The 25900-nt window shown below is 70.9% G+C and carries 28 protein-coding genes and 1 tRNA gene; 21 read left to right on the top strand and 8 right to left on the bottom strand.

Going from position 1 to position 25900, the window contains the following annotated elements:
• Positions 1-540: 540 nt before the first annotated feature.
• The 16 genes from IF37_RS0126260 (at position 541) to IF37_RS0126185 (ending at position 13232) form a co-directional block, all read left to right on the top strand.
• The gene (locus IF37_RS0126260) at positions 541-993 is read left to right on the top strand and encodes a hypothetical protein (protein ID WP_030747425.1); all 453 of its coding nucleotides are present in this window, start codon (positions 541-543) and stop codon (positions 991-993) included.
• 90 nt (positions 994-1083) lie between these two features.
• Positions 1084-1341, top strand: coding sequence for a DUF6284 family protein (locus tag IF37_RS0126255; protein WP_030747423.1), 258 nt, complete (start codon positions 1084-1086; stop codon positions 1339-1341).
• Entirely contained in the window at positions 1338-1976 is a 639-nt protein-coding gene (locus IF37_RS39700; RefSeq protein WP_037857063.1) for a hypothetical protein, read from the top strand. Before IF37_RS0126255 ends, IF37_RS39700 begins: the two co-directional genes overlap by 4 nt.
• Positions 1973-2980 carry a hypothetical protein gene (locus tag IF37_RS0126245; protein WP_030747418.1) on the top strand — a complete coding sequence of 336 codons (1008 nt, stop codon included), beginning with the start codon at positions 1973-1975 and terminating at the stop codon, positions 2978-2980. The genes IF37_RS39700 and IF37_RS0126245 overlap by 4 nt, the downstream gene beginning before the upstream one ends.
• Positions 2980-3318, top strand: coding sequence for an RRQRL motif-containing zinc-binding protein (locus IF37_RS0126240; RefSeq protein ID WP_030747415.1), 339 nt, complete (start codon positions 2980-2982; stop codon positions 3316-3318). Before IF37_RS0126245 ends, IF37_RS0126240 begins: the two co-directional genes overlap by 1 nt.
• Before the next feature lie 49 nt (positions 3319-3367).
• The gene (locus tag IF37_RS0126235; protein ID WP_030747412.1) at positions 3368-3868 is read left to right on the top strand and encodes a hypothetical protein; all 501 of its coding nucleotides are present in this window, start codon (positions 3368-3370) and stop codon (positions 3866-3868) included.
• Positions 3869-3887: 19 nt separating this feature from the next.
• Complete coding sequence (gene traA, locus IF37_RS0126230; RefSeq protein WP_030747409.1) at positions 3888-4427, top strand: plasmid transfer protein TraA; 540 nt, start codon at positions 3888-3890, stop codon at positions 4425-4427.
• 16 nt (positions 4428-4443) lie between these two features.
• Entirely contained in the window at positions 4444-6546 is a 2103-nt protein-coding gene (traB, locus tag IF37_RS0126225; RefSeq protein ID WP_030747404.1) for a plasmid transfer protein TraB, read from the top strand.
• 173 nt (positions 6547-6719) lie between these two features.
• Entirely contained in the window at positions 6720-7202 is a 483-nt protein-coding gene (locus IF37_RS0126220; protein ID WP_030747401.1) for a hypothetical protein, read from the top strand.
• Between the two features lie 12 nt (positions 7203-7214).
• Positions 7215-7907 (top strand): SpoIIE family protein phosphatase, encoded by a 693-nt coding sequence (locus tag IF37_RS0126215; protein ID WP_030747398.1) that lies wholly within the window; start codon positions 7215-7217, stop codon positions 7905-7907.
• Positions 7908-7921: 14 nt separating this feature from the next.
• A complete protein-coding gene (locus tag IF37_RS0126210) occupies positions 7922-8179 on the top strand; it encodes a hypothetical protein (RefSeq protein WP_030747395.1) in 258 nt (85 codons plus the stop codon).
• A gap of 84 nt (positions 8180-8263) precedes the next feature.
• Complete coding sequence (locus IF37_RS0126205) at positions 8264-8812, top strand: DNA cytosine methyltransferase (protein WP_030747392.1); 549 nt, start codon at positions 8264-8266, stop codon at positions 8810-8812.
• A complete protein-coding gene (locus tag IF37_RS0126200; protein WP_030747390.1) occupies positions 8809-9657 on the top strand; it encodes a bifunctional DNA primase/polymerase in 849 nt (282 codons plus the stop codon). Before IF37_RS0126205 ends, IF37_RS0126200 begins: the two co-directional genes overlap by 4 nt.
• A gap of 3 nt (positions 9658-9660) precedes the next feature.
• Positions 9661-11136, top strand: coding sequence for a hypothetical protein (locus IF37_RS0126195; protein WP_030747387.1), 1476 nt, complete (start codon positions 9661-9663; stop codon positions 11134-11136).
• 481 nt (positions 11137-11617) lie between these two features.
• A complete protein-coding gene (locus tag IF37_RS0126190) occupies positions 11618-11806 on the top strand; it encodes an AlpA family transcriptional regulator (RefSeq protein ID WP_030747384.1) in 189 nt (62 codons plus the stop codon).
• A gap of 61 nt (positions 11807-11867) precedes the next feature.
• Entirely contained in the window at positions 11868-13232 is a 1365-nt protein-coding gene (locus IF37_RS0126185) for a tyrosine-type recombinase/integrase (RefSeq protein WP_030747380.1), read from the top strand.
• A 158-nt stretch (positions 13233-13390) separates the two neighbouring features.
• On the opposite strand, the gene IF37_RS0126180 is transcribed toward IF37_RS0126185, so the two are convergent.
• Positions 13391-13472 (bottom strand) — tRNA-Tyr (locus IF37_RS0126180).
• A 237-nt stretch (positions 13473-13709) separates the two neighbouring features.
• On the opposite strand from IF37_RS0126180, the gene IF37_RS0126175 reads away from it, so the two are divergent.
• Positions 13710-14198: a YajQ family cyclic di-GMP-binding protein gene (locus IF37_RS0126175; protein ID WP_030747377.1), complete on the top strand. Its 489-nt coding sequence runs from the start codon at positions 13710-13712 to the stop codon at positions 14196-14198.
• A gap of 107 nt (positions 14199-14305) precedes the next feature.
• On the opposite strand, the gene IF37_RS0126170 is transcribed toward IF37_RS0126175, so the two are convergent.
• Complete coding sequence (locus IF37_RS0126170) at positions 14306-14572, bottom strand: GlsB/YeaQ/YmgE family stress response membrane protein (RefSeq protein WP_030747374.1); 267 nt, start codon at positions 14570-14572, stop codon at positions 14306-14308.
• Positions 14573-14730: 158 nt separating this feature from the next.
• Here IF37_RS0126170 and IF37_RS0126165 point away from each other — a divergent pair, with 158 nt between their 5' ends.
• The 3 genes from IF37_RS0126165 (at position 14731) to IF37_RS44575 (ending at position 17053) form a co-directional block, all read left to right on the top strand.
• Positions 14731-15984 (top strand): APC family permease, encoded by a 1254-nt coding sequence (locus IF37_RS0126165; protein WP_030747371.1) that lies wholly within the window; start codon positions 14731-14733, stop codon positions 15982-15984.
• Positions 15985-16200: 216 nt separating this feature from the next.
• Complete coding sequence (locus IF37_RS0126160; protein WP_030747367.1) at positions 16201-16602, top strand: YccF domain-containing protein; 402 nt, start codon at positions 16201-16203, stop codon at positions 16600-16602.
• A gap of 205 nt (positions 16603-16807) precedes the next feature.
• Complete coding sequence (locus IF37_RS44575) at positions 16808-17053, top strand: hypothetical protein (protein WP_158727386.1); 246 nt, start codon at positions 16808-16810, stop codon at positions 17051-17053.
• A gap of 16 nt (positions 17054-17069) precedes the next feature.
• Here IF37_RS44575 and IF37_RS44570 read toward each other — a convergent pair whose 3' ends face one another.
• Together IF37_RS44570 and IF37_RS44565 are read right to left on the bottom strand one after the other, a co-directional pair.
• Positions 17070-17294, bottom strand: coding sequence for a hypothetical protein (locus tag IF37_RS44570; RefSeq protein ID WP_158727385.1), 225 nt, complete (start codon positions 17292-17294; stop codon positions 17070-17072).
• Positions 17295-17545: 251 nt separating this feature from the next.
• Complete coding sequence (locus IF37_RS44565) at positions 17546-18079, bottom strand: hypothetical protein (RefSeq protein WP_158727384.1); 534 nt, start codon at positions 18077-18079, stop codon at positions 17546-17548.
• Between the two features lie 438 nt (positions 18080-18517).
• Here IF37_RS44565 and IF37_RS0126155 point away from each other — a divergent pair, with 438 nt between their 5' ends.
• Entirely contained in the window at positions 18518-21049 is a 2532-nt protein-coding gene (locus IF37_RS0126155; protein ID WP_253915852.1) for an AAA family ATPase, read from the top strand.
• 43 nt (positions 21050-21092) lie between these two features.
• Here IF37_RS0126155 and IF37_RS39695 read toward each other — a convergent pair whose 3' ends face one another.
• From IF37_RS39695 to IF37_RS0126135, 4 genes are all read right to left on the bottom strand, one after another.
• Complete coding sequence (locus IF37_RS39695; RefSeq protein WP_037857062.1) at positions 21093-21551, bottom strand: hypothetical protein; 459 nt, start codon at positions 21549-21551, stop codon at positions 21093-21095.
• Positions 21552-21756: 205 nt separating this feature from the next.
• Positions 21757-22620, bottom strand: a complete 864-nt coding sequence (gene htpX, locus IF37_RS0126145) for a zinc metalloprotease HtpX (protein ID WP_030747362.1) — start codon at positions 22618-22620, stop codon at positions 21757-21759.
• A gap of 185 nt (positions 22621-22805) precedes the next feature.
• Positions 22806-24323 (bottom strand): NADH-quinone oxidoreductase subunit N, encoded by a 1518-nt coding sequence (locus IF37_RS0126140; RefSeq protein WP_030747360.1) that lies wholly within the window; start codon positions 24321-24323, stop codon positions 22806-22808.
• On the bottom strand, positions 24320-25894 hold the full coding sequence (locus tag IF37_RS0126135) for an NADH-quinone oxidoreductase subunit M (protein WP_030747357.1): 1575 nt from the start codon (positions 25892-25894) through the stop codon (positions 24320-24322). Before IF37_RS0126135 ends, IF37_RS0126140 begins: the two co-directional genes overlap by 4 nt.
• Between the last annotated feature and the right edge of the window lie 6 nt (positions 25895-25900).

The raw sequence follows: 25900 nt of genomic DNA, 5'->3' as shown, positions 1-25900 counted from the left end.
ACGTGGGGGGTAACCAACTCCCCTGAGCAGCAGAGATTCTGATTGAGCGCCAAGAAGTCCCGGCGCGAACACCAAGGAGTTCCGTCAGCAAGCTTGACGGCCCCCCATGCAGTACCTGTAAAACAGGTACTGCACCGCCGAGGCAAGGACTCGGCTGGTTGGCGGCTGACGCCGCATGCGCAGAAGGCGGGGACGCTGCAATCCCGCTGAAGGCCAGGAGGAACAGGGTTTCGACCCGTACTGGCGAGGTGGCCCGGCGACCGCGAGCAACGGCCGGAGAGTGGGGACGTGGTCCCCCTTGCAGTGCTTGTTCCTCGTTGACCTCAACTGATGGGAGTCCCCATGCGCGAACGAAGACCTAGGCGCTACCGGTACGCGGACCGGCCGGCGGCGCCCTTCTTCCTCGGTCCGCTTCCTGGCTTCGCGGCGCTTCGTGCTGCGGCCGGCTGCCTCTCCCGTCCGTCCGGACCTGCCTCGTGCGGGGTCGTACGGACGGGAGCGCGGGGAGCCGGAAAGTCCGGCCCCGAGAGGGGGAGTTTGATGGAGATCGCCGCCGCGGTTGTCGCGGTCGTCGGCACCGTGCTGGGTGCCGGTGTCGTCGGTGTCCAGCAGTACTACGCGGCCCGGTCCCAGCGCAGGCAGACGCTGAGGGACCGGGCCTTGACGGCCCTGTCCGAGCTGAGCACCGCGCTGGCGGATCACCGCCGTGCGATGTGGGTGCGCGAGGACCTGCGCCTGTCCGGCGCGGCCCCGGCCGACGTCGCTGCCGCCCGTGAGGCGAGCCACGTCACTCGGTCCGCTGTCACCGCCCCGCAGATCGCCCTGACGGTGCTGCTTCCGCAGCTGCGTCTGGACGTGACCGCGGCGGTGCGGGCCGCGTACGACATGCGCGGCGCCGTGAGCGTGGAGGCGCTGGCGTCGCTGCGTGAGTCGGCCGTCGCCGCTGCCGACTTCCTGGCCGCCTCTGCGGCCTACCTGCTGTCCCGCCCCTGATCCACCCCCACCACAAACGGCCGCACCCCCCGGAGGGCAATCCGGGGGGTGCTCTTCGGGCCGTCCACCCTGTGAGAGGAACCACGACCCATGAAGTCCATCGCTGCTGTCCAGGCGGTTGTTACCGCCGACGAGTACGACCGCGAGCCCACGGCCGCGGAGCTGGACGCGATCGAGACCGAGATGCCGCTCATCCGGGCGGAGGTCGAGCTGCTGGACGTGCGGATCGCGCTGCTGGACCGCGCGCCGAACGAGCTGGACCACAAGCGGCTGCGCCGCGCCCACAACAGGGTGTTGGTCGAGCGGGCGGTGCTGGCCAACCGTGGGACCGCGGGGGAGGCGGCGTGATCCGCATCGTGACCGCCGGCCGTGTGCGCCGGCTGGAGCAGGACGCCGACCGGGCCCGCTGTCGCGCGCGGGAGGTGCAGGGGCAGGCGGATGCCGCCTTGGGCCGGCATGCGCGCGAAGTGGGGGACCTGACGGCGCGCGCTGAGGAAGCCGAGAGCGACGCCGGAATCCTGCGTGAGCACGTCTTCGAACTCGCGGCTGCGCTCAAGAAGTCCGAGGGCGAGGCCGAGACGCTGAAGGAGCGCGCCGACCGGTCGAAGGCGGCTGCGTCCGAGACCGGTGCGCTCTTCTCCCACGCCGTGGAGGAGCTGTCCGCTGCGCAGCAGGAGCTGCTGCTGAGGGACATCGAGATCCGTCGGCTCCGTGAGGAGCTGAGGGGCATGCCGGTGGAGGGGCGGACGCTGATGGTGCTGCTGCACCACGGTGAGCCGCACACCATCTACGCCTCCCGCGAGGATGCCTACGCGGACACCGCCACCCATGGTGTGCCTGCCGGGACCCGGTGGGTGCCCTCGGCTGAACGCCCGTCGGCCGCGTGCACGTGGTGTCTTGAGGCGTTCATCTACCACCCGGCGTCCCGCGGCTTTCGCCGCGTGCACATGCCCGCTCCGAAGCCGGTCGGGGGTGCGGCGTGAACGGTGTTCAGATCCGTTCAGCGGAACGTGCGCTGTCGGTGGGCATGTGGCTGATCGTGGCCGGCGCCATGCTGTATTCGATCCTGACCGTCACCCCGTTGATGGCTGCCCACACCCCGGGTGACTGGGTGTGGACGGCTCCGATCCTGCCCCTGGTCGTGGATGCTGCGGTGGTCATCGTGGTCCGTCTGGATTCGACGCTGGCCCGTCTCGGCGCCAAGGGTGGGTGGTGGCCGGTCGCGCTGCGCTGGATGACCGGCGCGATGACTCTGGCCCTGAACACCGCCGACTCCGCCCTGAAGAAAGACCTGGTCGGTGTGGCCGTGCACGCGGTGGCGCCGCTGCTGCTGATCGTCACGGCGGAGACCGGTCTGGCCTACCGCCGTGCCATCACCGGCGCCGTCAAGGCGCTGGAGGAGCAGCAGCGGGCCGAGCGTGAGCGGGCCGAGCAGACGGCCCGGGAGCGTGCGGAGGCTGCCCGCCAGCAGGCGCGTGAGGAGCGCGAGCACGCCGCGACGCTGGCTCGTGAACAGCGTGAACACGAAGCCGCTCTGGCCCGTGAGGCTGCGGAGCGGGAGGAGCGGCGCCAGCTGCGCGAGCGGGAGGAGCGGGCCGCCCGCGAACGTGCCGAACAGGCCGAGCGTGAACGCCGTGAACGCGAGCGTGAACAGCGCGAGCGGGAGCGCGAACGCGCTGAGCGGGAGGCCGCCGAGCGTCGCGCCCGTGAGGCTGCGGAGCGGGCCGAGCGTGAACGCCGTGAACAGGCCGAGCGCGAGGAGCGGGCGGAGCGTGAACGCGCCGCGCTGCTGGAGCGTGGGCCGGCCGCGAGCAAGCTCCCCGAGGACGAAGCCCGCAAGATTGTGGCCGCCGCCTACGACGCGGAGCTGCCGGTGCGGGCTGCGGCGGAGTTGTGTGGCTGGTCGGTCGGGTGGGTCTCCGCCCGCTACGCCGAGCATCGCGACCCGGCCGCGGGCGTCGCTGAGCTGGCCATCGCGAGCCGGTGATGGCCGCCGTTCCCGTCTACCCGTGGCGACTGGCACCTGAGGGGCTGGCCACGGTCCGGCAACTGCGCGCGGCCGGTCTGCGGCCGGGCGGTCAGGACGTGGCCGCACAGATCGAGCGTCCGCGGCGCCGCCGCGGCCCGCTGGTCGCCTACCTCTACTCGGTAGAGCTGGCCAAGCCCGTCCGGCCGATGACCCCGGCCAAGCGCGCCGCGCTGGCGAAGGCGAACACGGCCCGCCGCACCTGCCCGCAGTGCCGCCGGGACGCCGGCTACGTCATCCCGGCCGCGCTCGGCGTGTGCACCCCGTGCGCCTACCCGGACGACCAGCCCGCCGCCTGAACCTGCACAGCACCCCCCATCCGACTGCCTCCCTCTGAGGAGATTCGCTGTGTCCAGTCGTACCCGTGCCCGCGGCCTGAAGTCCGCCGCGGGCGTTCACACCGTCCGCATCCCCCGTCAGCGCGGTCGCCGTAGCGCGCAGCCGTTCGTGATCGTCGTCCCCGAGCAGCCCTCCCTCACCCGGGAGGCCGCCGGATGGGCCGGGCGGATGCTGTGGCGCCACCGCGGCGCGCTGGCCCCGACCGGCCTCGCCGTGTTCGCCCTCGCCGCGGCCGGCGTGCTGCACGCCACGGAGCCGTGGACCGGTCTGGTCCTCGCCGTCCTCGCCGCCGGCCCGGCCGTGTGGGTGCTGCTCATGCAGCACCGCCGCCCGGGGACCGGCTCCGCCCTTGCCTGGCGCATCGGCCTGGCCGCGCTCGCCACCGTGGGCGGCGGCTGGTTCGCTGCCGCGGCCGGGTTCGGGCCGCTCACCGGTCCGCTCGGTCTGCTGTGGCTGCTGATCTGGGGCACCGCACAGACCGTCTGGCTCATCGTCCGCCGCACCCACTGACCTGCGAAGGAGTCCACTCATGGCATCCACGACGCGTGACAGCGCCGGCGCCGACAAGGGCAACAAGTTCGCCAACGCGGGTGCCGCCGCGGGCGGCTTCATCGGCGGACTGGGCAGCTCGTTCGCGCCCCCGGTGAACGTCACCATCAACCGCACCACCAACAACCACCGCGGCAACAGCGGCGGCGGACGCCGTCCCCACGCCGAAGCGCTGCTGCCGGAACCGGACTTCTCGTCTCCCGCCCTGGTCCGGATGTACTGCAACACCCTGCGGGCCGCCGCCGTGACGCTGTCCATCGAAGTCGCCATGGGCGCCGAGATCATGAAGGGCGTCCTCGCCTCCGTGCCAGACCCGGAAGGGCGGGCGTTCGGCTCGCGGATCAGGGCACAGAAGGTCGCCCGCAAGATGCAGCGGGCCGCGGACGCCCTGCGGGACGCGGCGAAGAACGCCGCCGCCTGCCACTCCACGTTCCAGCAGGAGTTCGAAGAAGAGATCAACCGCGTCCGTCACCGCGCCCGCCGGCCGCAGCAGCCGGTCATGAACTGGCACCAGCAGTAGGGAAGGAGTGATCTTCATGGCTCGCAACAGCCATTCGGTGGCCGCCTACGGCCACGACGGAGCCGCCGCCTACCTCCCCGACCCGCACGGACACGGATCGGGCGGGAGCGTGGGCGTCTACCTGCTCGCCCGGGTCAAGCCGCACCTGCCGCCCTGGCTCGGCTGGGCCGGTACGGGCCTGGCCGGAGCGCTCGGCTCGCTGCGGTGGGAAGCCTCCGCCGGGGCCGGTGTCGGCCTCACCCTCGCCTCCGTCGCCCTGACCGGGGCGACGTGGTGGGCGGGGAAGTCGACCAGTCAGCAGCGCCGGCTGCACTCGGCCATCACCGTGGCGGCGGGATCGGCGTGGGTGACCGCGGCCTGTCTCGCCGGACCCACCACCGGCCCGCTGGACGACCTGTTCCTGATGGGCGGCCCCGTCGTGGCCCTGTCCTGGAACGTGCGGATGATCCTGCGCCGCACCGACACCGACCCGCAGGCCGGCGGCACCGACAAGGGCCTGTTGGAGAAGGTCGGTCTGGCCCGTGCGCAGATCGGTACCACGACGGTGGAACCCAACCGGGTCACCGCGCCGTTGCTGCTGGAGCCGGGTGAGCAGACCAACGACGACGTGTCCAAGGCTCTGGCCCGGATCGCGTCCGCGCTGGACCTGCCAGTCTCCGCCGTCCGCTACCACCCCTCGCCGGACTCCAGCCGCCGCGGTGAGCTGGTCATCGTCCCCGAGGACATGCTCGCGCAGCCGGCGGAGTACGAGGGACCCTCGACCCTGGGCGGGTCGATCGCGGAACCCCTGGTCATCGGCCGGTACGACGACGGCTCCCCGCTCGTGATCTGGCTCCCCGGCGACCCGGAGGCCAAGCGGAACAGCACCCACCTGCTGATCGCGGGCGGTACCGGATCGGGCAAGGGCGAGACCGCGCTCAACCTGATGACAGAAGTGCTGTCCCGGCGGGATGTGCTGCTGTGGACCTCGGACCCGAAAGCGTTCCAGGACTTCGCCCCTTTGAGGCCCGGCATGGACTGGTCGGCCGAGGGCGGGGCGGACACGGAAGTCATGGTGGAGGCGGTCAAGGCCGTCATCCCCGCCCGCACCCGCTGGCTCGGCGCCCACGGCTACCGCCAGTGGCTCCCCGCCGCCGCCCAGGCCCAGACCGACCCCGCCCACTCCTGCCAGACCGGCCGGGCGTGCGGCTGCGCCGGTATGCCGTTCCTCGTCGCGTGGTTTGAGGAAGCGGCGAACACCTTGCGGGCGCTGGGGGACGACGCGTTCACCGGGATCGCTCAGGAAGCCCGCTCGGCCGGCGTCTCCCTGATCGTGTCCCTTCAGCGCCCCTCCTACGACCAGATGTCCACCAGCACCCGGGCCTCCCTGCCGTCCGTGATCGCGCTCGGCTGCGACCCCCGCGACGAAGGGTTCTCGCTCCCGGAAGCGGTCATCGACGCCGGCGCCCACCCCGGAGCGTGGGGCAACCGGCGCCCCGGCTACTGCTACGTCGTCTCCCCGGGCATCCCCGAGGACCGCTACCCCTCCCCGGGCCGCACCTTCGCCTTCCCCGCCCGCACCACCGCGCTCATGGAGCAGCTCGCGGCGTGGGCCCTGCGGGAGGGCGCGACCGCCGACCCCGTCACGGCCGGGGCCGTGGCCGCGGTCGCCGGCCGCGCCTACACCGGCCGCACCGCACCCGCACCCACCCCCGTTCCGGTCGCGGGCGGGCCGCGGCTGACCGCCGTACAGGGAGACAGCGCCATGAACGACGGACGGGAGCAGGGGCAGGGGCAGGGGTACGGGCTGCTGGTCGACCCCGAAGACGCCGGCATCGACCCGGAAGCCGACCTCCCCGGCGCCATGGAAGGCGACGACGCGCCGATCTTCGGACAGGAGAGCGGGCACAAGCCGTCGCCGGACGAGGCGCGGGAGCTGTTCGCGCTCGCGCTGGAGGAGTTCGAGCGGGCCGGGCAGATGGTCGTGGGCCCGGTCGACTTCATGGACTGGTGCGACCGCAACAACCTCTCCCGCTCCTGGGTGTCCAAGCGGCTGAAGGAAGCCGCGCTCGAGGGCCGTCTGGAGCCGACGAACGCCACCGGCCGGTGGCGCATCGTCCCCGCCCTCGCCGCTGCCTGACACCCGTCACACCGTGACGGCCCCGTCACACCCGAACCCCTAGGCGGGAGCGGGTGTGACGCGCCGTCACAGCAGCCCGTCACACCCCCGTCACACCCGTCCGACGCCCGCCCGCGGCCCCCGCGTCACACCCCGGCACGGGGGCCGCGGGCCCACCCGGGAGGACCACCCCCATGAACCGTCCCGACCACACCGACCACCCCGCCCGCCCGCTGCCGATGACCGACCAGGAAGCCGCCGCCGAAGCCCGCCGGATCATCGCCGCGGAGTACGGGCCCACCGCCTACCGCGACACCACCCCCGTGCCCGTCCACGGCGACACCCCGCCCGTCGCGCAGCCCGGCCGGCCCCCGATGAGCCAGGGCGCCACCGACGCCAGCGTGCTCATGCTCGCCGGCGGCGCCACCACCGCCATGGTCGGCGGCACCGCCGCCGTACTCCTGTGGGTGTCCCAGTTCGCTGACCCGGTCGTGTGCGGACTCGTCTTCGGCGCCCCCACCGCACTCGTCCTCGCCCTTGCCCGGCTCGCCAAGCGCGCCCGGCCCGCCCCGGACATTCACCAGCACTACACCGGGCCCGTCCACCAGGAACAGCACCACACCCACACCACCACCCGGGGTGTGTGGGCCAAGACCACCAACCAGCACTCCCACTGACCAGGAGTACACGTGATCCGTACGGGACTTGCCACCCGTGAAGGAACCGCCGCCGACAACGCCGACGCGGCCAAGGTCTATAAGCTGGCCGACGGCACCGTCGGCGCGGCCGTCATCGACGGCATCGGTCACGGACCGCACACCTCCGCCACCTCGCCCCTGCTCGCCGCAGTCGCCGCCCGGATCTCCGCCCGCCGCGGGCCGCTCGCCGGACTCCTCACCGCATCCGAACTGATCGCCGACAGGGGAGCCGACGGCAAGGAGGCGGACGCGGTCGCGGTCGCGGCCCGCGCCATCCCCGGCGACGACATCACCGTCATCAACTGGACCGGCGACGCCCGCGCGTACGGCTGGAACGGCCAGCGGCTGGAGCTGTATACCGACGACCACACCGTCGGCGCCCAGCTCCGAGCCAACGGGGTGGCGCTGGAGATCGCCCGGGAACACGACAACTGGCTCCGCACCAGCCTCGCCCGCGCCACGATCGGCACCGTCTACACCGCCGGCGTCCGGGACCGGCTCATCATCCTCACCACGGACGGCGTACACGACCAGGTGACGCCGGAGGTCATGAAGACCCTGGTCCGTGAGCTGGAGGACAACCCGCAGGCCCTTGCCGAGGCGCTGGTTGCCGCTGCGCGTGAGACAAACGGCTACCGGGACGACGCGACCGCCGTCGTCATCGCACACCCCTCCACACGGTGAAGCGAAGGGCAACCATGCGACCGCGCATCAAGGTCATCGACTGGCCCCGCCGGGCCCTCGCCATCGTGGACACCCCCCGCCCCGACTGCCCGCTGTGCCACGGCAACGGCGGACACGCCTGGGACTACACCACCCCCGACGGCGAATACGACGGCAGCGACTTCGACCCCTGCACCTGCTGGAACGACACCCGCCGCTGGCTCCTGCTCCCCCTGCCGTCCTGGACGCGGCGCACCCCGCCCGGCGGCTACAGCAACGAACCCCCCTTCTAGCAACGCCAAGGGCGGCCCCCGTCTCGGCAAAGTCCGGGGCCGCCCTTGTTCCACCCATCCAACTGAACAGTGGAGGTCCCCAGCATGACGCAACCCACCCTCATCCGGCGAGTGCCCGGCCGCAGGCCGCGTTTACTGGATCTGTTCTGCTGCCAGGGCGGCGCGGCCAAGGGCTACGCCGATGCCGGGTTCGACGTGACCGGCGTCGACAAGGACCCGCAGCCCCGCTACCCGCACCGGTTCGTGCAGGCCGACGCCATCGCGTTCGTGCTGGAGCACGGGGCGGAGTTCGACTTCATCCACGGCTCACCCCCGTGCCAGCACGACACCGCATGCCAGCGCATCCAGGGCCGCGAGCACCCCGACCTGATCGCCCCCACCCGCGCGGCCCTGGAGACGACCGGGCGCCCCTGGGTGATGGAGAACGTCGGCGGGGCCGTCCCGAAGCTGCGCGGTCCGGTGATGCTGTGCGGGCAGATGTTCCACCTGGCCAACTACCGCGCCCGTGAGGTGCTGGGGGTGCCGTGGATGAACCGCGACGGCATCCGCGAGTGCATCCCGCCCGCCTACGCCGAGCACATCGGCCGCGCCGCCCTCGCACAGCTCACTGCCACGCTGGAGGTGGCGGCATGAGCACGCTGCCCGAACTTTTGCGGACCGCACTGACGCTTGCCGCCGCCGGCGTGCCCGTGCTGCCCCTGCGCGCGGGCAAGGCACCGTTCGGCAACTGCCACCGGTGCGCGGGTAACGCGTGCGGCGGCCGGCCGAACATGAAGACGCCGGGAGCCTGCCGGTGTCCCGGCGTCTGCCACGCGTGGGCCGCCGCCACCACCGACCCGGCCATCCTGACCTCCCCGGTGTGGGAGGCCGCATGGCGGCGGGCCGTCACGGTCGCCTATCACCCCGGCGCCGCCGGGGTGACCGTGGTCGACCTGGACGACGCTGCGGCCGTCGACTGGGCACGCGCCACCCTGCCCGCCACCCGGACCGTGGAGACGACGCGCGGTGAGCACTGGCTCTACCGGGGCGCCATGACCTCCCGCAACGCGGTCCGCCCCGGTGTCGACATCAAGTCGATGATGGCCTACGCCCGCTACCTGGGCCCCGGCGCCGGCACCATGACCGATCTTCCCGACGTCGTCCGCGCGCTGGCCGTGACGGACTCCCCCACCGCCCGGTCGGCGCCCCGTTCCGTCTACGTGCCCGCCCGGTCGGGCGGCGGCGGGTGTCCCCACCGCTCACCCGCCTTCCTGGAACGCGGCATCGCCATGGCGGAGCAGCGCATCACGCAGGCCCGCAGCACGATCCACGCGACCGTGTACCGGACGTTCCTCGCCGTGCTGTCCACCCACGGCCGATGCGGCTGCCTCACCGACGCCCACATGACGCGACTGTTCACCGCCGCGCAGGCCAAAGGCGAATCCGTCCGGCACTGCACCGACGCGTGGACCAACGCCCTCGCCACGTTGGGACTGTGACCCGTGTCCGACGACGACAAGAACCCCGCACGCCAGATCATCACCGACTACGCCCAAGAGCACTTTCGGTACTTCCGCACCGCCGACGGCACCGTGTACGCGCAGAAGAACGGCCACCCCGTGGCCCGTCCGATCCGCTCCCAGGGCACCTCTGGCAGTCACCGCCAGGAACTCATGGTCGGTCTCTTCCACGACGGGCACGGCGTCTTCAACGGCACCGCCCTTAAGGAAGCACTCGACTTGATCGAAGCACTCGCGCTGAGCCAGCCCGTGCAGTCCGTCCACATTCGCGTTGCCCCGGGGTTCGACGGCGCAACGTGGTTGGACCTGGGCCGCACCGACGGCAAGTCCGTTCGCATCCACCCCACCGGCTGGGACATCATCACCCCCGACCCGGCAGAAGTGTGCTGGCGGCGCACCCAGCTCACCGGGGAGCTGCCCCTGCCCGTCAAGGACACCGACGGTAAGGGCATCGATCTGCTGCTGCGGCTGTGCAACTTCGCCAACGCCGAGACCGAATGCCTGGCCATCGCCTGGCTGATCGGCTGTCTCGGACCGTCCGTGCCCGTCCCCGCCCCTTTCCTCACCGGCCCCCAGGGCGCAGGAAAGTCCACCGGCGGCCGGATGCTCGTGCGGATCATCGAGGGCATGACCGGGGACCTGCGACGGGCGCCGAAGGACGAGGAAAACCTGATCGCGGCCGTGGCCGCCGGATGGGTCACCGCCCTGGACAACCTCTCCCACCTGGCACCCGACCTGTCCGACCTCATGTGCTGCATCGTCACCGGCGCCGAGACCATCAAACGCGCCCTTTACACCGACGGCGACGTCGTCCGCGCCCGCTACCGCCGTCCCCTGCTCCTGACCGGCATCGACGTGGGCGTCATCCGCCCCGACCTCGCCGAACGGCTCCTTCCCTTGCGTCTGGAACGCCCCCGCACCCGGCGCACTGAAGCGGAGCTGTGGGCGGAGTTCGAAGAGGTGCTGCCCGTGGTCCTCGGGTCCCTTCTGGATCTCACCGTGCAGGTGCGGGCGACGGAAGCAGACATCCCGACCGACCTGCGGATGGCCGACTTCGCCCACCTGTGCGCGCAGCTCGATGCGGCGACCGGTCTGGGAGCGCTGGGCGCCTACCGGGCCAGCCTGGACGACCTCAACGACGACGTCATCGAGGGCGACCTGCTGGCGCAGACCGTGCTCAAGTACGCCGCCGGCCTGGACGCGGGGGCAGAGCAGCGGATGACGTCCGCAGAGTGGCTGCACTGCCTCACCGGTCTCTACAGCGGCGAGGACTGCCGCCCCCTGCCCAAAGGGTGGCCGACCACCGGCAAAGTCCTCTCCGACCGTCTCAAGCGTCTCCAGCCCACCCTCGCGGCCCGGAGCGTCCTCATCGACTGGGGACGCACCAGCAAGGCCCGGTACATCGAAATGGCCCGGCCTCCGGCCACGTCGCCGCACGAGCAGGAACCGGCGTTCTGACCAGCGGGCCGAACGCAGTACAAGCAAGAAGAGCACCCGGCCGCCGCGACGCGTGCTCTTCTTGCGGTTCGGCGGCTCCGCCGCCCTGCGATGGACGCGCCGCGAAGCGGCTCCTTCTTCTCGCCCTGAGCGCGCGCACCACAACAGAAACCCCCTCCCTTGTCCGAAGTGGAAAGACGCTGCGTCACCTGCGTCACCCACGGACGGAAAACACGCCGTAACCAGTAGGAACGGCGGTGACGCAGACAGCCAACGGCTTCGTCACCCGCGTCACATACGTCACCCCGCGACGGAAGCCTGCGTCACCAGGTGACGCGCTCCAACCCCGACACGTCACACAAAACAGCAGGTCAGAGAAGCGACTGACGCAGATGACGCGGTGACGCAGAAATCCGCACCTCGGACAGATGGAGGTGCCGGTAAGACCGAACCCGACCCCGTTCGCGGGCCCACCTGTGCACGATTGCTGAGGAGCCATCGAATGGCCAGTCACAAGATGCTCAAGCTCCCCGAAGTCCTCGGCGAAATCGGTATGAGCCGCGCCGCCTTCTACCGCATGCGTTCCCGTGGACAGGCGCCCCGCCTCAGGAAGCTGCCCAACGGCCAGATCCGCGTGAGCCGGGCCGACCTGGACGCCTGGTGGCAGCAGTGCGAAGACAACGCCGCCTGATCGACTCGACATCACCCGAGGGGCCCGCTGCCGGCGGGCCCCTTCGCACGAAAGGACCCTTGTGGGCACGACGTACAACGTTCGGATCTGGGCGGCCCGCCAGCGCAAAGACCGCGGGCAGTCCTCTGCCGAGCTTCGGTGGAAGGTCGGAGACACCCCGCACTCTCAGACGTTCGCCACGAAGACCCTCGCCGACAGTCGGCGCGCACAGTTGCTGACGGCCGTCAACGCGGGCGAGCCGTTCGACGAGGCCACCGGTGTGCCCATGCGGGAGTTGCGGCAGCGCAATGACGTGTCCTGGTACCAGCACGCACGGGACTACATCGAAATGAAGTGGTCGACATCGCCCGCCAAGACCCGGACCACGCTCGCCGACGCTATGGCCACCGCCACGCCGGCCCTGGTAAGCAGCCGACGCGGCATGCCGGACGCTCGCGACCTGCGTCATGCCCTCTATAGCTGGGCGTTCAACCTCAACCGCTGGTCAGACGACCAGCCGAGGGAGGTGACTCGCGTACTGGCGTGGGTCGAGCGCAACGCCCTGCCGGTGAGCGCTCTGGACGACCCGCTTGTGATCCGCAAGGTACTCACCGCGTTCACTCAGCGGCTGGACGGGGGCAAGGCGGCACCTTCTACGGTCAAGCGCAAGCGCGCCATCTTTCACAACGCCCTCGGGTTCGCCGTGGAGGCCCGCCGGCTTCCGCACAACCCCCTCCCCCAGGTTCAGTGGGTGATCCCGCCGGCCGAGGACGCGGTAGACCCCGGATGCGTGGTCAACCCCCGGCAGGCCCGCACGCTGCTGGACGCCGTCGCCGACCAGGGCACACGGGGCCAGCACCTGAAGGCGTTCTTCGGGTGCCTGTACCACGCCGCCATGCGCCCTGCGGAAGCCGTCTGGCTCCGCCGCGAGAACTGCGACCTGCCCGCGTCGGGCTGGGGCACTCTGCACCTCGACGGCTCACGGCCGCGTGTCGGCCGCGGCTGGACCGACTCCGGGGCGCCCCACGACATCCGCGGCCTGAAGTGGCGACCGGAGCGGGAGATCCGGCACGTACCCATCCCGCCGCACTTCACTGCCATGCTCCGTGACCACATCGAGCGATACGGCGTGGCGCCCGACGGCCGACTCTTCCGTACCTCCCGCGGTGGCCTGGTGCAAGAGAGCGGCTACGGCGAGGTGTGGGCCCGTGCCCGCAAACAGGCTCTCACCCCGCAACAACACGGTTCGCCGCTTGCCGCCCGCCCTTATGATCTACGTCACGCATGCGTATCCCTGTGGCTGAACTCCGGTGTGGACCCCGTGGAGGTCGCCCGCCGCGCCGGGCACTCGGTTGCGGTCCTACTGAAGGTCTACGCGAAGTGTCTGGACGGGGCCACGGAGATGGCGAACCGCCGGATCGATGAGGCACTGAGCCGCTGGGCATGACCCGCGCTGCCCCACAGATGCCCCACCCGCACTGGTCACCATGCGGATCAGGGTGAGACAAACCGGGAAGATGCACCGGAAACGACCTGACAGTGGCCGGGAACGACGAGAGGGCCCGTATCCAGCATTTTCGCTGGTCACGGACCCTCTCGGTCGTGTGGCGGCGCCAGGATTCGAACCTGGGAAGGCTGAGCCGGCAGATTTACAGTCTGCTCCCTTTGGCCGCTCGGGCACACCGCCGGGTGACGCTGCCGTTCGAACCGCTTTCCGCGGTGCTCTCCGGCAACGACGTAAACAATACCCGATGCGCAGGGGTGCTCCGCCACCCGATTGATCTCCACTCCCCCGGTCGCGAGGTGGCTAGGCTGGTGCGGATGCGGACCGGTGCTCCACCAGGCCCGGCGGTCGCCGCCGCGCACGTCGGCACGCACCCGACACGCACCCCCATACGCACCCCGATACAAGGAGCCACAGGACATGGCCGACTCCAGTTTCGACATCGTCTCGAAGGTCGAGCGGCAGGAGGTCGACAACGCCCTCAACCAGGCCGCCAAGGAGATCTCGCAGCGCTACGACTTCAAGGGCGTGGGGGCCTCGATCTCCTGGTCCGGCGAGAAGATCCTCATGGAGGCCAACTCCGAGGACCGGGTGAAGGCAGTCCTCGACGTCTTCGAGTCCAAGCTCATCAAGCGCGGCATCTCGCTGAAGTCGCTGGACGCGGGCGAGCCGCAGCTCTCCGGCAAGGAGTACAAGATCTTCGCGTCGATCGAGGAGGGCATCTCCCAGGAGAACGCCAAGAAGGTGGCGAAGATCATCCGCGATGAGGGCCCGAAGGGCGTGAAGGCCCAGGTCCAGGGTGACGAGCTGCGCGTCAGCTCCAAGAGCCGCGACGACCTCCAGACCGTGATCGCCCTCCTGAAGGGCAAGGACTTCGACTTCGCGCTCCAGTTCGTGAACTACCGGTAGCCGGAAGCGGGGTGGGCACCCGGTGTGCCCACCCTGGTGCGCCCCCTTGGCCGCCCCCCCTGCTCGTGCGCTCCCTTGGCCGCCCCCCTGGGCGCGCTCGGGCGCGTTCAGTCGCGCGAGTTGCCGAACAGGATGCGGTAGACGATCAGCAGCACCAGGGAGCCACCGACGGCCGAGGCCCAGGTCGCGCCGTCGTAGAAGTCCTTGGCGATCGGGTGGTCCAGCCAGCGGGCCGATATCCAGCCCCCGATGAACGCGCCCGCCACCCCGATGAGGGTCGTACCGATGAAGCCGCCGGGGTCGCGGCCCGGCAGCAGGACCTTGGCGATGGCTCCGGCCAGCAGTCCGAGGATGATCCAACCGATGATGCCCATGCCGTGAACCTGCCCTTCCGCGCTGTGCCCGCACGGTCGGGGACCTCGGGTCCCCGGTGCGGACTCGCTGTGTGTCACGCGCGCGTGTTCGTGCCGTGTCGATGTGGAGGACGCCACGGGGCCATCCCCCGGTTGCCCCGCTCAGTAGGGTGCGGCGCATGACACGTACCGATGCCGGCCTGCTCCGCGGCCTGGGCGTACGGGACGCCGTGGTCGTCGGCCTCGGTTCGATGATCGGCGCCGGAGTCTTCTCGGCCCTGGCGCCGGCCGCGCGTGCCGCCGGGTCCGCCCTGCCGGCCGGGCTCGCCGTCGCCGCCGTGGTGGCCTACTGCAACGCCATGTCGTCCGCCCGGCTCGCCGCCCGTCACCCGGCCTCCGGCGGGACGTACGTGTACGGCAGGGAGCGCCTGGGCGCCTTCTGGGGGCACCTCGCGGGCTGGGCCTTCGTGGTCGGCAAGACGGCCTCCTGCGCGGCGATGGCGCTGACCGTGGGCGCGTACGTGTGGCCCGGGCAGGCGCACGCGGTGGCGGTCGCGGCGGTGGTGGCCCTGACCGCCGTGAACTACGGCGGGGTCCAGAAGTCGGCGCGGCTGACACGGGTGATCGTGGCCGTGGTCCTGGCCGTTCTCGCGGCCGTCGTCGTGGTGTGCCTGGCCTCCGGGCAAGCCGACGCCGGACGGCTGTACGCCGGCTCGCCATCGGGTGCGGGCGGGGTGCTCCAGGCGGCCGGACTGCTGTTCTTCGCCTTCGCCGGCTACGCGCGGATCGCCACCCTCGGGGAGGAGGTACGCGATCCGGCGCGCACGATCCCGCGGGCGATCCCGCTCGCCCTGGGCATCGCCCTGGTGGTGTACGCGTGCGTGACCGTCGCGGTGCTCGCCGTCCTCGGCGCGGACCGGCTCGGGCACGCGACGGCGCCGCTGGCCGACGCCGTGCGGGCGGCCGGGGTACCGGGCCTGGTCCCGGTGGTGCGCGCCGGGGCGGCGGTGGCCGCGCTGGGGTCGCTGCTGGCGCTGATCCTCGGGGTGTCCCGTACGACGCTCGCCATGGCCCGTGACGGTCATCTGCCGCGCGCTCTGGCGGCGGTGCACCCGCGGTTCCGGGTGCCGCACCGGGCCGAGTCGGCCGTGGGCGCGGTGGTCGCCGTGCTGGCGGCGACGGCGGACGTGCGCGGCGCGATCGGCTTCTCGTCCTTCGGGGTGCTCGCCTACTACGCCATCGCCAACGCGTCGGCCTGGACACTGGGCGAGGCCCCGCTGTCCCGGCTGGTACCGGCGGTGGGCCTGCTGGGCTGCGCCACCCTGGCGTTCGCGCTGCCCATGACCTCGGTGACCGTGGGAGCCGGGGTGCTCACGTTGGGCGCGGCCTCCTACGGGGTACGGCGATGGCGGGCGGGGCGGCGAGAGGCGTGACACGGCGCCGGCGCGCGGGTCGCCCCACCGGCTGCACGGCACCGGCGAGCGTGCCCTCTGCGTACGAGCGCCGGCCGTGCCGACCGTGCCGACCGGAATCGTCTCAGGACGTTCCCGGTCACGCTACGAAGGCGCTGCGGTTCCGCCCCTGCGCGTGATCGGCTGATACTGCTGGCAGCAGGCATGCCGACTGAGCGACCTGGAAAGGTGCCGATCATGAAGGTGTTCAACCTGCTGCTCAACATCCTGTGGCTCATCCTGTGCGGGCTCTGGATGGCGATCGGTTACCTGATCGCTGCCCTGATCTGTTTCGTCCTGATCGTCACCATCCCGTTCGGCATCGCATCGCTGCGCATCGCCGGGTTCGTCCTCTGGCCGTTCGGCCGCACCACCGTGGAGAAGCCGAACGCCGGAGCACCGTCGTGCGTCGGCAACGTCATCTGGCTGGTCTTCGCGGGATGGTGGCTCGCACTGGCCCACCTGGTCACGAGCATTCCGCTGTTCCTGTCGGTCGTCGGGATTCCCTTCGGCTGGGCGAACCTCAAGCTCATCCCCCTCTCGCTCATGCCGCTGGGGCGTGAAGTCGTGCCGACGGACGAGGCGTTCGGCGGACGCTGAGCCCGACGCCCGGAAAGCCGGTTCCCGTCTTGCTGCCGGCTCCCCTGGAGAGGACCGTGCCGGTGTCCGACAATGGATTAGTGCGAGAGGGCGTCCCCTTGCAGAGACATCCGGCGGGCTCCCCTGGCGGGAATGCCGACCCGGAGAAAAAGCCGCGGAGAATACGTCAGCCACGCGGCGCACTGCCGGACGAAAGGCGTGACCCATGAGTGCACAGCGTGCCAAGCACCTCCTCACGGTATCCACGGTCGGCGTTCTGATGGCCGGCGGTGCCGCGGTCGAGGCAGCGGGAACGGCTTCGGCGGCAGCCCCGGCGCACCTCTCCTCGGCCGCTCCCCAATCGAGCCGCGGATGCGACGAGGTCTGGGGGAACGACGGCTGCGAAACCCGCGGTGACGACGGTGAATTCGTGCGGGTGGCGAGCGCGGCGGGTACCGATCCGAGTCGATGAGAGCACCGTCACCGCGTCAGCCACCACTCCCGGTGCCGCCCGCGCTCGTACCGCTCGGACGGATGTCGTTCAGGCTGCCGACGATGGCCACGGAGGACGGATGGGAAGGGGTGGGAACCTGGATGAGAATCGGGACATAGACGATTTCGCCGTGCCGGTACTCGGCCTTCCAGGACTTTCGATAGCACACGACGTCATGCGGATCTGCGCGCGTCGCATAACACCGGGTTGCCGACGCCATGGGGGTATCCTGCGACATCCGTGAAAAGGCGCCCGTTTCGCTCGCCGAAGCGCCCGACGCGCCAAGTGCCGTGCAGCAGGCGACCACGGTCGCGAGTCCGCCACTCCATACGGCTGCTCTCTTCGCGATCAATTCCCTCGACCTGATTTCCGCTTCGTCGACATGTAGTTCACCGCCATGTACCACTGGGAGCACGCGCGACAGTCCGGCGACCAGGAATTTCGGTCCACCCGGCCGCCGGACTCTCAAGTTCAGTCGTTGTTGTTGTTATTGTTGTTGTTCCCGCCGCCACCGTTGTTGTTGTTATTGTTGTTGTTGTTTCCTCCGCCGCCGTTATTATTATTATTGTTGTTGTTGTTGTTTGCACCACCTCCGTTGTTATTGTTGTTGTTATTGTTGTTCGCGCCTCGACCTCCGTTGTTGTTGTTATTGTTGTTGTTGTTCCCGCCCCGCCCGTTGTTATTGTTGTTATTGTTGTTGTTGCCACCCCGCCCGTTGTTATTGTTGTTATTGTTGTTGTTGCCGCCGCGACCTCCGTTGTTGTTGTTGTTATTGTTGTTGTTCCCGCCTCGACCGTTGTTGTTGTTATTATTGTTGTTGTTTCCTCCGCCGCCGTTGTTGTTATTGTTGTTGTTGTTGTTTCCTCCGTTGTCCGCCGGCGCCATCGCGTGCGTCCCTGTGGGCGCCGGGGCGGCAAAGGCGCTCGGAGAGGCAAGGGCGCCTCCCGCTGCCAGAGCGGCCGATGCGACTACTACTGCCGCGCGCTTCGCATACTTGTTCGCCATGATGTTTTCTTTCCGTTGGGTATGGACGCTTTCGATTCGCAGTCCATATCGATGGGAGAAGGCGTTCTCGGGAATGCGCCACCAGGTCAGTGCAGAGCGCGGAACGGTCGGATCCGCGGACTCGGAGACCGGGGCCTGGAACTCTTCCGCCAGAATGCCCCGCCGCAGCCGGGGGGCGCATCGGGTGAACACCCCAAGTTCCGCCCCCGTACGCCCTACTTCCCACCCCGGCGCGCCCCGGATCGACCCCCCGGCGCACCCCCTAGGCCATTCGAGGGCGATCCCCGGCGGCCCCCGCGCCACCCTCACCGACCTGCCCGTCTAGATCGGTCTTGGATCTTTTGCGCCGCTCCGCGCACGGAGAGAAACTGACTGGTGATGGACCTGCTAGAGCGAGAGGCTGTGCTCCGGGACCTCACCGGTCACCTACAGGCTGCTGTGAGCGGCCCTGGACGCCTGGCCCTTGTCCGCGGCGAGGCCGGCATCGGTAAGACCACCGTCGTCCAGCGTCTCGCCCAGGTGGCCGATCCCCGCATCCGGGTCTTGATCGGCGCCTGCGACCCGCTGGCCACCCCCCGCCCCCTCGGGCCCCTGCTGGACTTGGCCCCGCGTCTGGGCCCGGCGGTGCGCACCGCGCTGACCGGCACGCTGACCGGCACCAGCCGTTCGGACGAGGTCTTCGACCGCCTGCTCGCCGACCTGAACGCCTACCCCAGTCTGCTGGTCGTCGAGGACGTCCACTGGGCCGATGAAGCCACCATGGACCTGCTGCGCTACCTGGCCCGGCGCCTGCCGGACGTTCCGGCGCTGGTGCTCACCACCTACCGCGACGACGAGGTCGGCCGCACCCACGACCTGACCTCTCTCCTCGGCACCCTGGCCGCCTATCCGTGGGTGTACCGCCACGACCTGGCTCCCCTGAGCCGCCGCGCCGTGGCCCGGCTGGCCACGGGGCACGCCGTCGACGCCGAGCAGCTGTACCGCGTCTCGGCCGGCAACCCGTTCATCGTCACCGAGATCCTGGCCGCGCCGGACGAGCCCATCCCCGCCACGGTGCGCGAGGCCGTGGCCGGTCGCCTGGCGGGACTGTCGGACACGGCGCGCACGGCGGTCGACGTGCTGGCCGTCCTGGGGCGCCGGGTCCCTCCGCCCCTGCTGGCCGACATCCTGCCGGACCCGGACGAGGCGCTGGGCGAGGCCGTGGCCTGCGGGATCGTGCGCACCGAAGGTCAGGTGACCGAGTTCCGGAACGAACTGACCCGGCTGGCGGTGCTGGAGGCCGTTCCCGCCGCCCGCCGTCTCAGGGTGCACCGCCACGTGCTCGCCGCGATGCGGTCCGGCCCGGTCGCCGGGCACGACCTGGCGCTGCTGGCCGATCACGCCGAGGGGGCCGGGGACGCGGCCGCCGTGCTGGAGTACGCGCCCGCGGCCGCCGTCCGCGCCGCCGCGCTGGGCGCGCACCGGGAGGCCGCCGCCCAGTACGCCCGTGCCCTGCGGTGCGCCGACCGCCTGCCGCCCGATCAGCACGCCGCTCTGCTGGAGGGTCATTCGCAGGCATGCTTCCTGTCCAGCAGCCTGGACGAGGGGGTCGCTTCCCGTCGTACGGCGGTGGGGCTGCGGCGCGCTCTGGGTGACCGGCTGCGCGAGGGGGAGGACCTGCGCTGGCTGTCGTGCTGGCTGTGGCCGGCCGGGCGGACGGCCGAGGCCGGACGGATCGGCCTGGACGCGGTGCGGCTGCTCGAAGGGCTGGGGCCGAGCCGGGAGTTGGCCCGGGCTCATCTGAACCTCTGTCAGCTCGCCTGCTACGGGCACGAAGGCGTGGCGGTGGCCACCGGCCATGCCCGGAAGGCGATCGCCCTGGGTGAGCGCTTCGGTGACGCGGGGGTGCTCGTCCAGGCCCGTTTCCACGCCGCCGCGGCACGCGTGCTGAGCGAGGGGCGGGGCTGGGAGGAGTGCGAACAGCAGGTGTCCCGCGCGCTTGCGCAGGATCTGCCGGTGGACGCGGGCTTCATGGCGGTCATCATGTGCTGGCTGGCCGCGCTCCGGCGGGACGCCGCCCGCACGGCCGCGGCCGTGCGCCGGGCGGAGGCCCACTGCCTCGACCGCGACCTGCTGACCTATCTGCTCTGCACGAGGGCCTGGGGCAGCTGGGGGCTGCTGAACCGCGGCTCGTGGTCCCAGGCCGCCGACGCCGCGCAGCGGGTCCGGTCCCACCCCGGCTCACCGCCCGTCGTGAAGGCCCTGGCCCTGACCGTCGTCGGCCTGGTCCGGGCCCGCCAGGGCAGGTCACCGGTGTGGCCGCTGCTGGACGAAGCGGCGAACCTGGTGGACGCGCACTGTCGGCTGGACACCGGCCTGGGGTGGGAGGCACGGGTTGAGGCGGCCTGGCTGGCCGGTCGTCACGAGCTGGTTCAGGCCGAGGCGCGGCGGGGTCTGGCCGCGCTGGCGGACCGTACCCACCCCTGGTTGTCCGGGCCCCTGGCCTGCTGGATCCGCCGTGCCGGAGGGGAGCCCCCGCGGGTGCCGGCGGCCGGGCCCTACGCGCTGGAGCTGGCCGGTGACTGGGCCGGTGCCGCGGCGCTGTGGGACGCGCTCGGCTGTCCGTACGACGCCGCGCTGGCCCGCCTGTCCGGTGACGCGCCCGCGCTGCGCCAGGCCCTGGCGGCCTTCGAGGCGCTCGGCGCCCGGCCGGCCGTGGCCCGTACGCGCACGGTGATGCGGGCCTGCGGGGTCCGTCCGATCCGGCGTGGCCCGCAGGCGGCCACCCGGGCCAATCCGTACGGGCTGACCAACCGGGAGATGGACGTCCTGAAGCTGCTGCACGAGGGCCTGTCGGACGCCGAGATCTCCGCCCGCCTCTACATCAGCCCCAAGACCGCCGGTCATCATGTGGGCGCGGTGCTGAACAAACTCGGCGTCCACACCCGCCACGAGGCCGCCCGCAAAGTCCATCATCCCGAGAGTGAATGAGACGCCGTCGCGGATTCACCGGGTTGTCGCGGGGTCGGCCGGATCAACTGAATTTGCAGTTGATGTTCTGGCTTCCGGTGAAGGTGTTGTTCCCCTGCGCGGCCTGCCCTGTCGGGTGGCAGATCTGGAGGAGCGGCCCGATACCCAGCAGCGAGAGCAGTCCTCCGCCGCCCTGTTCATCGGCCCCGGTCAGAATGTTGTTGTTGTTCGTGTTGTTGTTCGTGTTCGTGCCGCCGTTGTTGTTGTTATTGTTGTTGTTATTCACACCACCGGCGTTGTTGTTGGTGTTCGTGTTCGTGTTGGTCGTGTTGTTCTGCGCGCCGGTGCCTCCCTGCCCGTCGGTGCCCGTCTGTCCCGCCCGGTAGGGGGCGTTGAGCAGTGACTTGGCACCCAGGAGTGACAGAAGTCCTCCGTCGCCCTGCGCCTGAGCGCCGCCGGCGCTGAAGAGGACCGCCGTGATCGCGGCGGCGCCGATCGCGGCGAACCGCTTGGTGAGCTTCACTCGGCCAACCTTTCGTCGTCCCTGGTGGCGCATTCCTGGCCTCAGTGGACAGGATGACGACGGCGGGCGCCGGACGATCGGCAGGCACGCTGCGGTGCTCCCGTTTTCCCCCGTACAGCCTCAGGGCCTCTCGCAAGCCATCAGGCTGCGCATTCCACGCGGGCCGTCAGGTCGCCCATTCGGCGTCCTTCACGGAATTCCGCTCTCACCGGTGGCCGCCCGCCATCCTCTCCAGCCTGGCGATACGTTCCGCCATCGGCGGGTGCGTGGAGAACATCTTCGACAATCCCTGTCCCGGCCGGAACGGATTGGCGATCATCATGTGGCTCGCGGTCTCGATCCGGGGCTCGGGCGGCAGCGGAAGCTGCCGGGTGCCCGTCTCCAGTTTCCGCAGGGCGCTGGCGAGGGCGAGCGGGTCGCCGGTGAGCTGGGCACCGGAGGCGTCCGCCTCGTACTCCCGGGAGCGGCTGATGGCCAGTTGGATCAGGGTGGCGGCGATGGGTCCGAGCAGCATGACCAGCAGGGCGCCGAGCAGACCGGGGCCCTCGTCGTCGTCCGAGCGGCCGACCGGGATCAGCCAGGCGAAGTTCACCAGGAACATGATCACGGAGGCGAGCGCGCCGGCGACCGAGGAGATCAGGATGTCCCGGTTGTAGACGTGGCTCAGTTCATGGCCGATGACACCGCGCAGCTCCCGCTCGTCCAGGAGGCGCAGGATGCCCTCGGTGCAGCACACGGCGGCGTTGCGCGGGTTGCGGCCGGTGGCGAAGGCGTTCGGGGCCTCCGTGGGCGAGATGTACAGCCGGGGCATGGGCTGGCGGGCCTGCGTGGACAGCTCCCGCACCATCCGGTACAGCGCCGGGGCCTCGAACTCGCTGACCGGGCGGGCACGCATCGCGCGGAGTGCCAGCTTGTCGCTGTTCCAGTACGCGTACGCGTTGGTGCCCAGGGCGACCAGGACCGCGACGATCAGTCCGGCGCGTCCGAAGAAGCTGCCGATGACGATGATGAGTGCGGACAGTCCCCCGAGGAGTACGGCGGTCTTGAGCCCGTTGTGCCGGCGGTGCACGGTGCGCCCTCCAAGTCGTGCAGCTGGGGAACACTCTGATCCAGTGGACCCTCCCGCTGGTGACAACGCCAGGCGGGAGCCACGAGTTCCCCGTGCCTACGGTGACGCGCCTCGGCCGGGCGGGTGACGTGCTGGTTCGGCCGCGCGCGCGGGGAGCCGGGTGCCCCACGCGCGCGCGACGACTCCTAGAACAGTCCGGTGGCCGCGAAGCGGAGGACCAGCTGCGGTGCTCCGGAGAGGGCGACGCCGAGGACTCCGGTGAGGGCGATGGCGGCCGTGAGGGGGGCCGGGAGCCGGTGCCGGGCGGGTTCGCCCTCCGGGGCGCGGAAGAGCAGGGCGGCCCACTGCAAGTAGTAGAAGAGGGCGATCACGACGTTGACGGCCATGACGACGGCGAGCCAGCCGAGGCCCGCGTCGACGGCCGCCGAGAACACGGTGACCTTGGCGAACAGTCCGACGACACCCGGCGGCAGCCCGGCCAGGCACAGCAGGAAGAAGGCCAGCAGCAGCGCGGTGAGCGGGTTGGTGGCGTACAGGCCCCGGTAGTCGCCGATCCGGTTCAGCGCGCGGCCGCGGCCGACCACGGCGGCCACGGCGAAGGCCCCGAGGTTCACGGCGGCGTACATCAGCGCGTACGCCACCGTGGAGCCGATCGCCTTCTCGGCGTCCTCGGTGTACCCGGCGGCGGCGATCGGCACCAGCAGATAGCCGGCCTGCCCGACGGACGACCAGGCGAGCAGCCGTACGGCGCTGTACGCGCGCGTGGCCTGCTGGCGCAGGGCGGCGACGTTGCCCACGGTCATGGTGAGGGCCGCCAGGGCGGCGAGCGCGGGGCCCCAGACGTCGGCGTACGACGGGAACGCGACGACGGTGACGAGGATCAGGCCGGAGAAGCCGACCGCCTTCCCGACGACCGACAGGTAGGCGGCGACGGGCAGGGGCGCGCCCACATAGGTGTCGGGCACCCAGAAGTGGAAGGGGACGGCGGCCGTCTTGAAGGCGAAGCCGACGAGGGTGAGGACGACGCCGGTCTGGGCGAGGACGTGCAGCTGACTGTCGACGTGCGGCAGGCGCTGGGCGACCTGGGTGAGGTAGAGCGTGCCGGTGGAGGCGTACACGAAGCTGATGCCCATCAGGCTGACCGCGGTGGCGGTGACCGACGACAGGAAGAACTTCAGGGCGGCCTCGGAGGACCGCTTGTCGCCGTGCCGGATGCCGACGAGGGCGAAGGCGGGCAGGGAGGCGACCTCCAGGGCGACGACCAGGGTGGCCAGGTCGCGGGAGGCGGGCAGCAGGGCGGCGCCGGCCGCGGAGGACAGCAGCAGGAACCAGAACTCGCCCGCGGGGACGCGCCGCCGCTCGTCGTCCAGGTGGGTGACCGACAGCAGGGCCGCGAGCAGGGCGCCGCCGAGGGCCAGGAGCTGGATGACGAGGGTGAAGCGGTCGGCGGTGTAGCTGCACGCGCGCGCGTGGCCGCCGGTGCAGAAGGTGCTGCGGTCGCCGTCGAGGAGGGGCAGGAGCAGCAGGAGGGACACGGCGAGTCCCGCGACCGAGACCCAGCCGAGGACGGCCTTCCGGGACTCGGGCACGAACAGGTCGGCGACGAGGACGACGAGCGCCACCACGGCGGCGGTGGTGGGCGGGGCGATCGCTAGCCAGTCGACGGACTGGACCAGCGACTCGGCAAGCGGCTGGGCGCTCATCGGTTGCCTCCTGCGAGGAGCTGCTGCACGGCCGGGTCGGTCAGGCCGAGCAGGGCCCTCGGCCACAGTCCGGCGAGGACGGTCAGGGCGACGAGCGGGGTCCAGGCGGCGAACTCGTACCCGCGGACGTCGGGGAGCTTCGGGACCTCCCGGTCCGCGCCGCCCATGCAGACCCGGCGGACCACGACCAGCATGTACGCGGCCGTCAGCAGGGTGCCGAACGCGCCGATCGCCATGAAGGTGAGGAAGGCGGGCCGGGAGAGGCCGGCGGCGGGGTCGAAGGAGCCGAACAGCGCGAGCATCTCGCCCCAGAACCCGGCGAGCCCGGGCAGGCCGAGGGAGGCGACGGCGCCGAAGGCGAGCAGTCCGCCGAGGCGTGGGGCCCTGCCGTACAGCGCGGCGCCCGTCCGCTCGGCCAGGGTGTCCAGGTCGGTGCTGCCGGTACGGTCCTTCAACCCGCCGACCAGGAAGAACAGCAGGCCGGTGATGAGGCCGTGGGCGATGTTGGCGAACAGGGCGCCGTTCACGCCGGTCGGGGTCATGGTGGCGATGCCGAGCAGGACGAAGCCCATGTGGCCGACGGACGAGTAGGCGATCAGCCGCTTGAGGTCGCCCTTCGCGCCCTGCCTGGCGAGGGCCAGGCAGGCCAGCGATCCGTAGACGATCCCGACGACGGCGAACGCGGCGAGGTACGGCGCGAAGGTGTGCAGACCGTGCGGCGCGATCGGCAGCAGGATGCGGACGAAACCGTACGTGCCCATCTTCAGCAGGACACCGGCCAGCAGGACCGAGCCGACGGTCGGCGCGGCGGTGTGGGCGTCGGGCAGCCAGCTGTGCAGCGGCCACATCGGCGTCTTCACCGCGAGCCCGACGCCGATCGCCAGAACGGCGATGACCTGCACGGACGCGGTCAGCGACCGGCCGTTGTCAGTGGCGAGTGCCACCATGTCGAACGTGCCCGCCTTGATGCCGATCAGGAGCAGGCCGAGCAGCATGACCACGGAGCCGAGCAGCGTGAAGAGGATGAACTTCCACGCGGCCCGGGTCCGGCCCTCGCCGCCCCAGCGGGCGATGAGGAAGTACATCGGGATGAGCACCGTCTCGAACGCGAGGAAGAACAGCAGCAGGTCGAGGACGGCGAAGGTGGCGAGGGTGCCGGACTCCAGCAGGAGCAGCAGCGCGACGAAGGCCTTCGGGGACGGGCCCGACGGCGGGTTGAAGTAGGAGTAGAGCGCGCAGAGGAAGGTCAGCAGCGCGGTCAGGACCAGGAGGGGGAGGGAGATGCCGTCGATGCCGAGGTGGATCCGCACGTCCAGCGCGGGGATCCAGCTGATGTCGGTCGTGGCCTGCATCCTCGACGGATGGTCGTGGTCGAAGCCGAGCGCGAGGACGATCGCGGCGATGAGGAGCACGCCGGTCACGGTCACGCCGTGCCGTAGCACGGCCTGCTCGGGCGACTTCCCCTTCAGTCCGGGCGGGGCCGGGAGGAGGGCGGCGACGGCGCCGAGGAGCGGGCCGACGACGACGAACGCCAGGAGGAACTGCATCACGGACTCGCTGATATCGATCACGCCTGC

It is taken from the genome of Streptomyces sp. NRRL S-31 (assembly GCF_000718775.1).
Taxonomy (GTDB): domain Bacteria; phylum Actinomycetota; class Actinomycetes; order Streptomycetales; family Streptomycetaceae; genus Streptomyces.
This window is presented reverse-complemented; position numbering and strand designations above follow the sequence as displayed.

Excerpts from the sequence above, each read along its gene's own strand:
- IF37_RS0126260 (WP_030747425.1), top strand. The coding sequence starts at position 541 with ATGGAGATCGCCGCCGCGGTTGTCGCGGTCGTCGGCACCGTGCTGGGT.
- IF37_RS0126255 (WP_030747423.1), top strand. The coding sequence starts at position 1,084 with ATGAAGTCCATCGCTGCTGTCCAGGCGGTTGTTACCGCCGACGAGTAC.
- IF37_RS0126240 (WP_030747415.1), top strand. The coding sequence starts at position 2,980 with ATGGCCGCCGTTCCCGTCTACCCGTGGCGACTGGCACCTGAGGGGCTG.
- traA (WP_030747409.1), top strand. The coding sequence starts at position 3,888 with ATGGCATCCACGACGCGTGACAGCGCCGGCGCCGACAAGGGCAACAAG.
- traB (WP_030747404.1), top strand. The coding sequence starts at position 4,444 with ATGGCTCGCAACAGCCATTCGGTGGCCGCCTACGGCCACGACGGAGCC.
- IF37_RS0126220 (WP_030747401.1), top strand. The coding sequence starts at position 6,720 with ATGAACCGTCCCGACCACACCGACCACCCCGCCCGCCCGCTGCCGATG.
- IF37_RS0126210 (WP_030747395.1), top strand. The coding sequence starts at position 7,922 with ATGCGACCGCGCATCAAGGTCATCGACTGGCCCCGCCGGGCCCTCGCC.
- IF37_RS0126205 (WP_030747392.1), top strand. The coding sequence starts at position 8,264 with ATGACGCAACCCACCCTCATCCGGCGAGTGCCCGGCCGCAGGCCGCGT.
- IF37_RS0126200 (WP_030747390.1), top strand. The coding sequence starts at position 8,809 with ATGAGCACGCTGCCCGAACTTTTGCGGACCGCACTGACGCTTGCCGCC.
- IF37_RS0126190 (WP_030747384.1), top strand. The coding sequence starts at position 11,618 with ATGGCCAGTCACAAGATGCTCAAGCTCCCCGAAGTCCTCGGCGAAATC.
- IF37_RS0126175 (WP_030747377.1), top strand. The coding sequence starts at position 13,710 with ATGGCCGACTCCAGTTTCGACATCGTCTCGAAGGTCGAGCGGCAGGAG.
- IF37_RS0126170 (WP_030747374.1), bottom strand. The coding sequence starts at position 14,572 with ATGGGCATCATCGGTTGGATCATCCTCGGACTGCTGGCCGGAGCCATC.
- IF37_RS0126165 (WP_030747371.1), top strand. The coding sequence starts at position 14,731 with ATGACACGTACCGATGCCGGCCTGCTCCGCGGCCTGGGCGTACGGGAC.
- IF37_RS0126160 (WP_030747367.1), top strand. The coding sequence starts at position 16,201 with ATGAAGGTGTTCAACCTGCTGCTCAACATCCTGTGGCTCATCCTGTGC.
- IF37_RS44575 (WP_158727386.1), top strand. The coding sequence starts at position 16,808 with ATGAGTGCACAGCGTGCCAAGCACCTCCTCACGGTATCCACGGTCGGC.
- IF37_RS44570 (WP_158727385.1), bottom strand. The coding sequence starts at position 17,294 with ATGGCGTCGGCAACCCGGTGTTATGCGACGCGCGCAGATCCGCATGAC.
- IF37_RS44565 (WP_158727384.1), bottom strand. The coding sequence starts at position 18,079 with ATGGCGAACAAGTATGCGAAGCGCGCGGCAGTAGTAGTCGCATCGGCC.
- IF37_RS0126140 (WP_030747360.1), bottom strand. The coding sequence starts at position 24,323 with ATGAGCGCCCAGCCGCTTGCCGAGTCGCTGGTCCAGTCCGTCGACTGG.